General features: G+C 72.5%; 10 protein-coding genes. 4 read left to right on the top strand and 6 right to left on the bottom strand.

What is annotated here, in order from left to right:
• Positions 1–29 precede the first annotated feature (29 nt).
• From BU204_RS12570 to BU204_RS12555, 5 genes are read right to left on the bottom strand one after another with little or no spacing between them, the layout of a single operon-like run.
• Positions 30–728, bottom strand: a complete 699-nt coding sequence (locus tag BU204_RS12570; protein WP_233160126.1) for a GAF and ANTAR domain-containing protein — start codon at positions 726–728, stop codon at positions 30–32.
• 23 nt (positions 729–751) lie between these two features.
• Positions 752–1,465, bottom strand: a complete 714-nt coding sequence (locus BU204_RS12565; protein WP_075125817.1) for a metallophosphoesterase family protein — start codon at positions 1,463–1,465, stop codon at positions 752–754.
• Positions 1,462–1,716: a BON domain-containing protein gene (locus BU204_RS40725; RefSeq protein ID WP_198942852.1), complete on the bottom strand. Its 255-nt coding sequence runs from the start codon at positions 1,714–1,716 to the stop codon at positions 1,462–1,464. Before BU204_RS40725 ends, BU204_RS12565 begins: the two co-directional genes overlap by 4 nt.
• Positions 1,713–2,273, bottom strand: coding sequence for a nucleotidyltransferase family protein (locus BU204_RS12560; protein WP_198942851.1), 561 nt, complete (start codon positions 2,271–2,273; stop codon positions 1,713–1,715). Before BU204_RS12560 ends, BU204_RS40725 begins: the two co-directional genes overlap by 4 nt.
• Before the next feature lie 39 nt (positions 2,274–2,312).
• Positions 2,313–4,346, bottom strand: a complete 2,034-nt coding sequence (locus BU204_RS12555) for a cellulose binding domain-containing protein (RefSeq protein ID WP_075125816.1) — start codon at positions 4,344–4,346, stop codon at positions 2,313–2,315.
• Positions 4,347–4,463: 117 nt separating this feature from the next.
• On the opposite strand from BU204_RS12555, the gene BU204_RS12550 reads away from it, so the two are divergent.
• The gene (locus tag BU204_RS12550; RefSeq protein WP_075125815.1) at positions 4,464–5,429 is read left to right on the top strand and encodes a helix-turn-helix transcriptional regulator; all 966 of its coding nucleotides are present in this window, start codon (positions 4,464–4,466) and stop codon (positions 5,427–5,429) included.
• On the opposite strand, the gene BU204_RS12545 is transcribed toward BU204_RS12550, so the two are convergent.
• Positions 5,420–6,349, bottom strand: coding sequence for an SDR family oxidoreductase (locus tag BU204_RS12545; RefSeq protein WP_075125814.1), 930 nt, complete (start codon positions 6,347–6,349; stop codon positions 5,420–5,422). The two genes, BU204_RS12550 and BU204_RS12545, sit on opposite strands and share 10 nt — an antisense overlap.
• A gap of 114 nt (positions 6,350–6,463) precedes the next feature.
• Here BU204_RS12545 and fdh point away from each other — a divergent pair, with 114 nt between their 5' ends.
• Genes fdh through nrfD form a run of 3 tightly spaced genes read left to right on the top strand, consistent with a single transcriptional unit; the run spans position 6,464 to position 11,789 of the window.
• On the top strand, positions 6,464–9,736 hold the full coding sequence (fdh, locus tag BU204_RS12535; protein WP_143229476.1) for a formate dehydrogenase: 3,273 nt from the start codon (positions 6,464–6,466) through the stop codon (positions 9,734–9,736).
• Positions 9,733–10,752 carry a 4Fe-4S dicluster domain-containing protein gene (locus BU204_RS12530; RefSeq protein ID WP_075125812.1) on the top strand — a complete coding sequence of 340 codons (1,020 nt, stop codon included), beginning with the start codon at positions 9,733–9,735 and terminating at the stop codon, positions 10,750–10,752. The genes fdh and BU204_RS12530 overlap by 4 nt, the downstream gene beginning before the upstream one ends.
• Positions 10,749–11,789 (top strand): NrfD/PsrC family molybdoenzyme membrane anchor subunit, encoded by a 1,041-nt coding sequence (nrfD, locus tag BU204_RS12525; RefSeq protein ID WP_083661256.1) that lies wholly within the window; start codon positions 10,749–10,751, stop codon positions 11,787–11,789. Before BU204_RS12530 ends, nrfD begins: the two co-directional genes overlap by 4 nt.
• Positions 11,790–11,793 lie beyond the last annotated feature (4 nt).

The following is an 11,793-nucleotide window of genomic DNA, read 5'->3' as shown; positions in this document are numbered from 1 at the left end:
TGGACCGGGTTTCGTCGGGTGCCGCGTGGTTACCGCGCCTTCTCCGGGGAGACCTCGGCGATCAGCCACTGGGCGGCGTCGACCAGCTTCAGGTTGGCGTGCTGGGAGGCCTGGACGAGCCGGGCGAAGGCCTGGTGCTCGTCCAGGCCGTCACGCAGCATGAGGATTCCCTTGGCCTGACCGATGAGGTCCCGGGTGCGCAGTGCCTCGCCCAGGCGCATCTCCTGGGTCGCGCCGGCCAGGGCCACCGCGGCGTGCTGGGCGAACAGGTCGCCGATCACGACCGAGTCCTCGACGAACGCGTGCGGCTCCGGGCCGTACAGGTTCAGCGCGCCCAGCGTCTCCCGCTGGACGAACAGCTGGAAGCTGAGCAGGCTGCGCACGCCGAGCCGCACGGCCTCGGCCGCGAACCGCGGCCAGTCCACGTCCGGGGCGGCGAGGTCGGGGACGTTGACGCTCCGGTGCTCCCGGATCGCGCTCAGGCACGGTCCCTCGTTCAGCTCGCTCTGGCATTCGTCGAGCAGCCGCACGATCTCGTCGGTGGGGACCTCGGCGGTGACCTTCCGTCCCCGGACGAGGGACACGCCGGCCCACTCCGCTCCGGGGACGGTGTTGACCACGGCCTTGACGATCGCCTGCAGTGTCGTCTCGCGGTCGGGTTGTCGTTGGAGCTCCTGAGCGAGGTGGAGCATCCGGTTGGCCAGGTCCCCGTCGTTCTCGGCAGGCACGCGTCCCCTCTTCGCACGGTGTGTCAGGACTCCAGTCCGTAGGTCGCGAACGCGCTGCGTATCACCGGCTGGGCGACGTTGCGGACACGGGTCCCCCCTGGCGTCACGCCCTGTTCGCAGCCGAAGTGCGCGTGGCCGTGGAGCGCCAGGTCGACGCCGCAGTCGTCGATCACCTCACCGAGCTGGTAGCAGCCCAGGAAAGGATAGATCTCCGGGGGCTCGCCCCGCAGCGTCTCCGGGATCGGCGAGTAGTGGGTGAGCGCGATGCGGAGATCGGTGTCCAGGCTCTCCAGGGCGGAGCGCAGCCGCTCGGCGATCTCGATCGTGTGTCCGACGAACGCCTTCATCTCGGGTTCGCCGAAGTTGCTCGCGCACTTGCCGGCGAAGCCCCCGCCGAAGCCCTTCACCCCGGCGACGCCGACGCGCCGGCCGCCGATCTCCAGCGTCACGCCCTCGCCCTCGAGGACGCGGATGCCGTGGTCCTCCAACACCTTGGTGACGTCGTCGGCCTGGTCACTGTGGTGGTCGTGGTTGCCGAGGACGGCCACCACCGGCACCGGCAGCTCGGCGAACTCGTCGGCGACGACGTGGGCCTCCTCGACGGTGCCGTGCCGGGTCAGGTCACCCGCGAGCAGCAGCACGTCCGCGTGGTCGGCCAGGTGGTCCAGGGCCGGGCGCAGCCGCCCCCGCGCGTCCTCGCCGAGGTGAACGTCGCCGACGGCAGCGATCCTGATCACCGCAGCTCCTCCAGTCGTGCTGGTTCCCGGGTGTCGGCCACCCGGACGTCGTTGTGCACCTCCACGTCGGGCAGCAGCTCGACGATGACCTGCTCCAGCTCGTCGCGCCGCTGCTCGGTCGCGACCTCGCCGGAGAGGTGGAGGTGCTCACCCCGGACGTTGACCCGCACGCCCATCTCCGCGGTGCGCGGATCCTCCGCCAGCGCCCGGCGCACGTGTGCGACGCGGTACTGCGGGCTCTCCTCGTTCATGCCCCGCTCCTTTCGACCTCTGCCACGGACAGCGCCTCCACCAGGCCGAGGAACGACCGGGCGTAGGGCGACTCCTCGGTCTCCGCCATCACCCGGCCCCAGTCGATCTGCTCGCGCAGGTCGCGGGCGATCGGCAGCAGCGGGGTGAAGTCGCACCGGTGGGGGCCGAGTACGAGCAGCTTGTCGACCATCAGGTCGGTCGCGGTCACGACGGGCGCGAGCGCCGGTCCGATCCGCATCTCCTCGGCCCGGGCCAGCAGCTCGGGCATGTTCGAGCGGTAGTTCGGGCGGAAGATCAGGTCGACCAGCACGTCGTCGTCGTAGACCTTGGTGAGCCAGTCCTCCGGCGGCTCCACCGGGCGCATGCCGGCGTCGACGAGCGCCTGCTGGGCGGCCCGCACCTGGTCCTCACGGACGAACACGTCGACGTCGTGGTCGGACGGTGGACCGCCGCGGGCGTACACCGCGCACCCACCCGCCACGGCGAAGTCGATACCGGAGGCGGCGAGGGTGTTCACCACCTTGGTCAGCGTGTGCAGCAGGCTCTTCTCGTCCACCAGTGCCGGTTACCCAGCGGCCGGTCGCGAAAAACGCCTCTACTGTGGAGCGCCCGAGCAGAGGGTGCCGCCCAGGGCGAACAGTACCGGCGGGACGTTCGGGCCCTGGTAGGAACCGACGAAGCCGATGGTGGTCGTGGCCCCGGGGGCGAGGGCGTCCCCCTCGGCGTCGACCGCCCGCACGGTCCTGCCCTCCTGGGACCAGGTCGCGTTCCACCCGCTGTCGAGCCGCTGCCAGGTGGTGGGCCAGGTGAAGGTCAGCGTCCAGGCGTCGACCGGGGCGGTGCCGGTGTTGGTGACAGCGATGTCGGCGACGAAGCCGTTGCCCCAGTTGGTGGTCTCGGTGAACCGGACCGCGCAGCTCGACGCGCTGGGAGCGGTGGTCTGGAAGGTCAGCGGCGGTGAGGCCGGGGAGACCCGCCCGGCGTTGTCGCGGGCGAGGACGTTGACCGTGTACCGCGTGCCGGGGGCGAGGTTGGTGACGGTGAACGAGGTGCCGGTGGTCTCACCCCACTGCTGGCTGTCCTCGCCCACCTGGCCGCGGATCTCGTACTTGACCCCGGCCGCGGCCGGCGGCCAGCTGAGGGTGGCGGCGCGGTCGGTGACCGTGCCCGCGCGCGGCCGCCCCGGCGCCGCGGGAAGGGTCTCCTGGGTCGCGGGTCGCAGCAGCAGCGTGGTCAGCGAGTACGGCGGGAGGGTCGCCCGCCCGGACGTGCCGGAGGTGGCCGTGATTCCGGTGTCGCCGTTGCCGAACGTCAGCACCACCGCGGCCCCGCCCGGGCGGTATCCCGCGTACTCCAGCGCCACCTCCCTCGCGGCGTCGGGATCCTGGTTGACCAGCATGACCGCGAGGCTGCCGTCGCCGCGCCGCGCGGCGTGCGCGCGCACCAGCGGGTCGGAGGTGCTCGCCGCGACCAGCTGGTCGCCCGGGCGCGCGAAGCGGGAGAGCATCGCGAGCGCGTGGTAGGGCGCGAACGGGGTGTTGAGCGCGGGCTCGCAGGCCGAGCCGTCCTCGGTACAGGTGCCGCTGGAGAGCAGGCCGTAGTCGTGGTAGTCGGTCTGCCCGGCGATCGTCGACACCCGGTCGATTCCGTTGTGGACGTTCCACCAGTCGGTGGTGAACACCCCGTTGGCGGTCAGCGTCGCGTAGGCGTCGGCGGCGAACAGCGCGCCCGGCTGGGTGTTGCGGCCGTAGGAGGTGTTCAGCTCGGTCATCGCGACGCCGATGTCCTTGCCCGCGTACCGGCGCGCCTGTTCACGCACCATCCGCACGGCGTCGGAGAGCCGGTCGGTCTTCGGCAGCACCTCCGGCCCGGACTCGCCGGTCGGGTACCAGTGGACGATCCCGAAGTCGACCTCCGGCCCGGCGGTCGACAGCACGACCTGGTTCCAGCTGCCGGCGTCCCCGGTCGCGGTGATGCCGTCCGGCCACTCGCCGGGCGTGGTCAGCACGGCGCCGACCCTGATCGTCGGGTCGACGGCCTTCATCGCCCTGGCGTAGTCCCGGACCAGCGTCGCGTACTGGGCCGGGCTCTTGTCCGGATGGTCGTCGGCCTCCCACTGCGAGCCGTAGTGGCCGTTGCCGTAGATCTCGTTGCCGATCTCCCAGTAGCGGACCCCGTAGCCCTTCTCAATGTTGGCGTAACGGACCCAGTCGGCCGCCTCCTCCGGCGTGCCGGTGCCGTAGTTCGCCGTCACGATCGGCGCCGCCCCGGCCCGCCGAACGCCGGCCATGAAGTGGTCGAAGTCGGTGTTGGGCGCGACGTAGCCGCCGGGGGCGGTGTGGGTGCGCCAGTGGTAGATGTCCGAGTACGAGCCGCCCGGGTAGCGCATGGCCCCGACGCCGGCGTCCCGCATGAGGTCGGCGACCTCGGGCGTGCCGAGCTGCGCGTCCCAGATGGCGTGGTTGACCCCGATCGCCAGCTCGTCGACCTTCTCCAACCCCGCCCGCACGTCGACCACGACCTCCACCGGAGCGGCCCGCTCCTCGGCGACCGCCAGGGGTGCGGCCGCCGGCACCGCCAACGCCAGCGCGGACACCGACAACAACACGGCAGCGTGCGCACGCCTCATGGTCACCTCACCGACGACAGTGTCTGGGAGCGCTCCCAGACTGGCGGCCAGGGCCGGCGCTTGTCAACGTCCCCACCACCTTTCGCATGGCCACCGGCCGCGGGGAATGATCGGTCCATGCGGTCGGAACGGCTGGTGGCGCTGTTGTTCACCTTGCAGAGCAGGCGGAGTGCGACGATCGCCGAGCTGGCCGCGGCGCTCGGCGTCTCCGAGCGGACCATGCACCGCGACATCGCCGCGTTGCAGGCCACCGGCGTGCCGATCTGGACCGAGCCCGGGCGGGGTGGCGGTGTCCGCCTGGTCGACGGGTGGCGGACCCGGTTGGACGGCCTCACCTCCCGGGAGGCCGTCGCGATCTTCGCGATGGGGGTGCCTCGGGCGCTGACCGAGCTGGGGCTGGGCACCGCGGTCAGCGCGGCACACGCGAAGGTGTCGGCCACGCTCCCGCCCGAGCTGCGGGAGCAGGCCCAGCACGTCGCCCAGCGGTTCCACCTCGACGCCCCCGCCTGGTTCAAGCGTGCCGACGAGGTCGAGCACCTGGCCGAGATCGCCGCGGCGGTCTGGGAGCAGCGCCGGTCCCGGGTGCGCTACCGCCGCTCGAGCGACGTGGTCGACCGCGTGCTGGACCCGCTGGGGCTCGTGCTCAAGGCGGGCGTCTGGTACCTCGTCGCCCGTGCCGAGGACACGGTCCGCACCTACCGCGTGGGGCGGGTGGTCGAGGTCGAGGACCTCGGGACGCGCTTCGAGCGCCCCGTGGACTTCGACCTCGCGAGCTGGTGGGACCGGTCCTCGGCGCAGTTCGAGCGGTCGCTGCTCCAGGTGCGGGTCCGCGTCCGGCTCAGCCCGGTCGGGTTGCGTGCGCTACCGGCGGTCCTGGACGCCGACCTCGTGGCCGACGTGCTCGAACGGACCGGCACGCCCGACCCGGACGGGTGGACCGAGGTCGTGCTGCCGCTCGAGCGGCCGGACATCGCCGCCGGGCAGCTGCTCGCGCTCGGCCCCGAGGTCGAGGTCGTCGAGCCGGCCGAGGTGCGCGCCCTGTTCGTCGCGGCCGCCCAGCGGATGGTCGACCGTCACCGGTAGCCGGTGGGGTCGGGGTCCTTGCCCTGTTCCTGCACCTCGGCCACGTACCGCCACCCGTCGGGCCGGCTGCCGTCCACGTCGTCGATCTCGTAGAGCTTCGCGAGCTGCCCGCTGTTGACCGTCTGCCCGGTGAACCGGTGCCGGTCCGGGTCGGCGGCCAGCGCGGCGACGGTGCGCCCGGTGAACGTCGGGGTCTCCGAGATCGCGAAGTACGGCTGCTGGGCCAGCGCGTCCCGCCAGTTCTCCTCGGTGACGCCGAAGATGTCCAGCATGGCCTCCGAGCGCAGCCAGCCCGGCGTCATCGCCACCACCGTGCAGTCGTACCCGCTGGTCTCGGCGGCCTCGCCGATCGCGAGCGTGTGGGCCGCGGACTTGGCGACGTAGAAGGCGAGCGAGGTGCCGTCGCGGTACTTCGCGTTGTGCTCCGCGGTTCCGTCGGTCAGCTCGACGACCAGACCGCCCGGCCGCCGGATCACCAGCGGCAGCAGGAAGTGGCTGGTGATCAGGTGGGCGTCGATGCCGAGGCGGATCATGCGCAGGCTCGCCTCGAGCGAGTGCTCCCAGACCGGCTTGCCCCACTCGAGGTGGTGGTCGCCGCCCCAGACGCCGTCGACGAGGATGTCCAGCCCGCCGTGCTCCCGCTCGACGCGCTCGGCCAGCCCACGCACCTGCTCCGGGTCGAGGTGGTCGACCCGGACCGCGACACCCTTGCCCCCGGCCCGCTCGACCAGACCGACCGTCTCCTCGATGGTCTCCGGCCGGTCCAGGTCCGACCGCTGCCCACCCGAGGAGCGCCCCGTGACGTACACGAACGCGCCGGCCCGGCCGAGCTCGACCGCGATCGCCCTGCTCGCTCCCCGCGTCCCACCCGCGACGAGCGCCACCTTGCCGTTGAGGTCCCTGTTGGTGTTCCCGTTCATGGCGGCGATCCTCACCGCAAACCCTGCCAACCCCTGACATGGTTCCCGCGCGGGTTTGACCGGCCTCGGACGGGGTAGCCGCCGCTGTCGGCGACGAGCGAGTGAGGAGCCCGGATGGGAGTCGGTGACTGGGTCCGGTCGTGGCCGGTGTACCGGCAGCTGACCGGGACCGACCGCCTCGGCCGGGGAGCGGCCGCGCGTTCGCGCCGCTCCGCCGAGCTCACCCCGCGGACCGCGAGCGCGGACCGCGTCGTCGGCTCGGTCTGCCCGTTCTGTGCTGTCGGCTGCGCCCAGAAGGTGTACGTCAAGGACGAGCGGGTCATCCAGATCGAGGGCAACCCCGACTCGCCGATCTCGCGGGGGCGGCTCTGCCCGAAGGGCTCGGCGAGCAAGCAGCTGGTCACCGGTCCGCAGCGGCAGGAGCACGTGCTCTACCGCGCTCCCTACGCGAGCGAGTGGCAGCGGCTGGACCTCGACACCGCCATGGACATGGTCGCCGAGCGGGTGCTCGACGCGCGGCGCAGGGGCTGGCAGGACCGCGACGAGCAGGGCAGGACGCTCCGCCGGACGATGGGCCTGGCCGGTCTGGGCGGCGCGACGCTGGACAACGAGGAGAACCACCTCGTCAAGAAGCTGTTCACGGCGTTGGGCGCGGTCCAGATCGAGAACCAGGCCCGTATTTGACACTCCGCCACGGTTCCCGGTCTGGGATCCTCCTTCGGTCGCGGCGGCGCGACGGACTACCAGCAGGACCTCGTGAACGCGGACTGCATCGTGATCATGGGTTCCAACATGGCCGAGGCCCACCCGGTCGGCTTCCAGTGGGTGATGGAGGCCAAGGCCCGCGGGGCCGAGGTGATCCACGTCGACCCGCGGTTCACCCGGACCAGCGCCCTGGCCGACCTGCACGTCCCGCTGCGGGCGGGCACCGACGTCGCGTTCCTCGGCGGCGTGATCAAGTACATCCTGGACAACGACCTCGACTTCCGGGAGTACGTGACCGCGTACACGAACGCCTCGTTCCTGGTCGACGAGCGCTACGTCGACACCGAGGACCTCGACGGGCTGTTCAGCGGGTACGACCCGGAGACCGGCTCCTACGACCGGTCCAGCTGGCAGTACGAGGGCGTCGACGCCGAGGGCGCGGACGGCGTGCGGGCCAAGGAGCAGTCCTCCTCCTACGAGGCCGGGGCCGGTGGCGCGCCGCTGGAGGGCGTCGGCGAGGGCGTCGCGTCGGACCCGACGCTGGAGCACCCGCGCTGCGTCTTCCAGATCCTCCGGCGCCACTTCGCGCGCTACACGCCCGAGGTGGTCTCGACGATCTGCGGCGTGCCGGTCGACCGGTTCCTGCGCGTCTGCCGGGCCTGGACGGAGAACTCCGGCCGCGAGCGCACGACGGCGCTGGTCTACAGCGTCGGCTGGACCCAGCACACCACCGGCCCGCAGAACGTCCGCGCCGGTTCCATCATCCAGCTGCTGCTCGGCAACATCGGGCGCCCAGGCGGCGGGGTCTACGCCCTGCGCGGCCACGCCAACATCCAGGGCTCCACCGACATCCCGACGCTGTTCAACCTGCTGCCCGGCTACCTGCCGATGCCCGACACCTCCCACGAGAACCTGGCCGCCTACCTGGAGAACATCCGCGGCAAGGACCAGAAGGGGTTCTGGTACAACGCCGACGCCTACACGGTCTCGCTGCTCAAGGAGTACTGGGGCGAGAAGGCCACGCCGGAGAACGACTTCTGCTTCGACTACCTGCCGCGGATCAACGGCGACCACGCCACCTACCGCACGGTCATGGACATGGTCGAGGGCAGGGTCTTCGGCTACTTCCTGCTCGGGCAGAACCCCGCTGTGGGCTCGGCCCACGGCCACCTGCAGCGGATGGCGATGGCCAACCTCGACTGGGTCGTCGTCCGGGACCTCGCGATGATCGAGAGCGCGACGTTCTGGAAGGACTCGCCGGAGATCGAGACCGGCGAGATCGTGCCCGAGAAGTGCCGTACCGAGGTGTTCTTCTTCCCGGCCGCCTCGCACGTTGAGAAGTCCGGCACGTTCACCCAGACACAGCGGATGGTGCAGTGGCGGGACCAGGCCGTCGAGCCGCGCGGCGACCAGCGCTCGGAGCTCTGGTTCTTCCACCGGCTGGGCGTGCTCCTCCGGGAGCGGCTGGCCGGGTCGACCGACGAGCGGGACCGGCCGCTCCTCGACCTCGCCTGGGACTACGCGATGGAGGGCGACGAACCCTCCGCGGAGGACGTGCTGCGCCGCATCAACGGCATCGACCTGCGCACGGGCAAGCCGGTGAACGGCTATCCCGAGTTGCGCGCGGACGGCACCACCTCCTCCGGCTGCTGGCTCTACAGCGGCGTGTTCGCCGACGGGGTGAACCAGGCGGCCCGCCGTCGCTCCCATCTGGAGCAGGAGGCCTACGACCTCGAGTGGGGCTGGACCTGGCCGCTCAACCGGCGCGTGCTCTACAACCGTGCCTCCGCGGACCCGGAAGGCCGCCCGTGGAGCGAACGCAAGGCGCTGGTCTGGTGGGACGCCGAGAAGGGGGAGTGGACCGGGCACGACGTCCCCGACTTCGAGCGCGCCAAGCCGCCGGACTACCGCCCGCCCGCCGGAGCGGTCGGACCCGAGGCCCTGCGCGGGGACGACCCGTTCATCATGCAGGCCGACGGCAAGGCATGGCTGTTCGCGCCGAGCGGCCTGGTGGACGGCCCGCTCCCGACGCACTACGAGCCGCACGAGTCGCCGGTGCGCAACCTGCTCTACGGCCAGCAGGGCAGCCCGGCGCGGAAGGTGTACGGCCGGCCGGACAACCCGTCCAACCCGGCGCCGCCCGAACCCAACCTGGACGTGTTCCCGTTCGTGTTCACCGCGTCGCGGCTCACCGAGCACCACACGGCGGGCGGGATGAGCCGGCAGGTGCCCTATCTGGCCGAGCTCCAGCCGGCGCTGTTCGTGGAGGTATCCCCGGAGCTCGCGACCGAGCGCGGGCTCGCCCACCTGGGCTGGGCGCACGTGGTCACCAGCCGCGGCGCGGTGGACGCCCGGGTCGTCGTGACCGACCGGATGACGCCGCTGCGGCTGCCCGACCGGGTCCTGCACCAGGTCTGGATGCCCTACCACTTCGGACAGTCCGGGGTGGTCCGCGGCGACGTGGTCAACGACCTGATCGGCGTGGTCGTCGACCCGAACGTCTTCATCCAGGAGAGCAAGGTGCTCACCTGCGACGTCCAGCCGGGCCGTCGCCCCCGCGGCCGCGCCCTGCTCGAGTACCTCGAGGGCTACCGCCGCCGGGCGGGCGTCACCGAGGAGACCGGGACCCGGATCGCGACCGCGGGCCGGCTCGACCCGCCAGCGCACACGGAGCGGACATGACGCGCGAGAACAGCTTCTACGGTCCGCTCGAGGACCCCGCCGCCGACGCCGGGCACCTCGACCACCCCGAGCGGGTCGGGTTCTTCACCGACACGTCGGTGTGCATCGGCTGCAAGGCCTGCGAGGTGGCGTGCAAGGAGTGGAACCTCGTCCCCGAGGACGGGTTCAACCTGCTCGGCATGTCCTTCGACAACACCGGGATGCTCGGCGCGGACTCCTGGCGGCACGTGGCGTTCATCGAGCAGCCCCGCCGGCTCGGCGGGCAGGACGCCGGGGTCGCGGGGCTGCCCACCGGGCCGTCCCGGATCGAGGAGACCACCGAGGTGGTGTCCGCCGCGCTGCGGGAGACCGAGCGCGGCGGGGGAGAGCTGGGCACCGAGTCGGTCGACCTGGGCTTCCCGTCGTTCGAGCTGCCCGGCGCCGGGAACGGTGCCGAGGCGCGGACGGACTTCCGCTGGCTGATGGCCTCCGACGTGTGCAAGCACTGCACGCACGCCGGGTGCCTGGACGTCTGCCCGACCGGGGCGCTGTTCCGCACCGAGTTCGGCACCGTCGTGGTCCAGGAGGACATCTGCAACGGGTGCGGCTACTGCGTGTCCGGCTGCCCGTACGGGGTGATCGACCGGCGCGAGGGCGACGGCCGGGCCTGGAAGTGCACGCTGTGCTACGACCGGCTCCGGGACGGCCTCGAGCCGGCCTGCGCCAAAGCCTGTCCGACCGACTCCATCCAGTTCGGACCGCTGGCGGAGCTCCGCGAGCGCGCGCAGGAGCGGCTCGAGCAGCTGCACGCGGACGGGGTGTCCGAGGCCCGGCTCTACGGCGAGAGCCCGGACGACGGGGTCGGTGGGCACGGCGCGGTGTTCCTGCTGCTCGACGAGCCCGAGGTGTACGGGTTGCCGCCGGACCCGGTGGTGCCCACCCGCGACGCGGGTGCGATGTGGCGCTCCGCCGCCGTCGCGGCCTCGGCGTTCGTGGTCGCCGCGTTGTCGGCCTTCCTGGGACGGGCGAGGCCATGAACCGGCGCGAGGAGCCGCGCAGCGACACCGGCGCGGCCGACACCAGGGCACGGGTCTTCTCCCGCCGGGGCGACGACGGGGGCAGCGAGCGCCCGGTGGTGCCGCGGGCGGAGTTCCGCTCCTACTACGACCGGCCGGTGCTCAAGCCGCCGGTCTGGGAGTGGAAGATCCCCGCCTACCTGTTCACCGGCGGCCTGTCCGCGGGCTCGGCCATGCTGGGGGCTGGCGCCGACCTCACCGGTCGGCCGGGCCTGCGCCGCGCGGCGCGGGTCGGCGCGCTGGGCTCGCTGGTGGCCAGCATGTACCTGCTGGTGGCCGACCTCGGCCGGCCCGAGCGGTTCCTGCACATGCTGCGGGTGGCCAAACCGAGCTCGCCGATGAGCGTGGGCACCTGGATCCTGGTCGCCTACGGGCCCGGTGCCGCGCTCGCCGGTGCGGCCGAGCTGGTGCCGCCGCGGCTGCGGGCGACCCGGCCCGGCCGGTTGCTGCGCTGGGCGGCCCGGCCGGCGGGTCTCTCGGCGGCGGCCTTCGCGCCCGGTGTCGCCTCCTACACCGCGGTCCTGCTCTCCCACACCGCGGTACCGGCCTGGCACGAGGCGCACCGGCAGCTCCCGTTCGTGTTCACCGGCTCGGCCTCGGCCAGCGGCGGCGGGTTCGGCATGGTGTTCGCCCCGGTCGCGCAGGCCGGTCCGGCGCGGCGGCTGGGCGTGGTCGGCGCGACCGCCGAGCTGGTGGCCTCGCGGCTGGTCGACCGGCGGCTGGGCTACGCCGGCCAGGCCTACACGACCGGCCGCGCACACCGGCTGCGCCGGCTGTCGGAGTACCTCACGCTCGCAGGTGCCGTCGGTGCCGCCTCAATCGCGCGGCGCAGCCGGGTCGGTGCCGCGGCGTCCGGGCTGGCGCTGCTCGCGGGGAGCGCGTTGCAGCGGTTCGGCGTGTTCGAGGCCGGCGTGGAGTCCACTAAGGACCCCCGTTATGTCGTGGTGCCGCAGCGGGAGCGGCTCGAGCAGACCGGCCGCGGCTCCCGACAGGCCTGAGCGC

Source organism: Actinophytocola xanthii, assembly GCF_001921205.1.
Lineage (GTDB): Bacteria > Actinomycetota > Actinomycetes > Mycobacteriales > Pseudonocardiaceae > Actinophytocola > Actinophytocola xanthii.
This window is presented reverse-complemented; position numbering and strand designations above follow the sequence as displayed.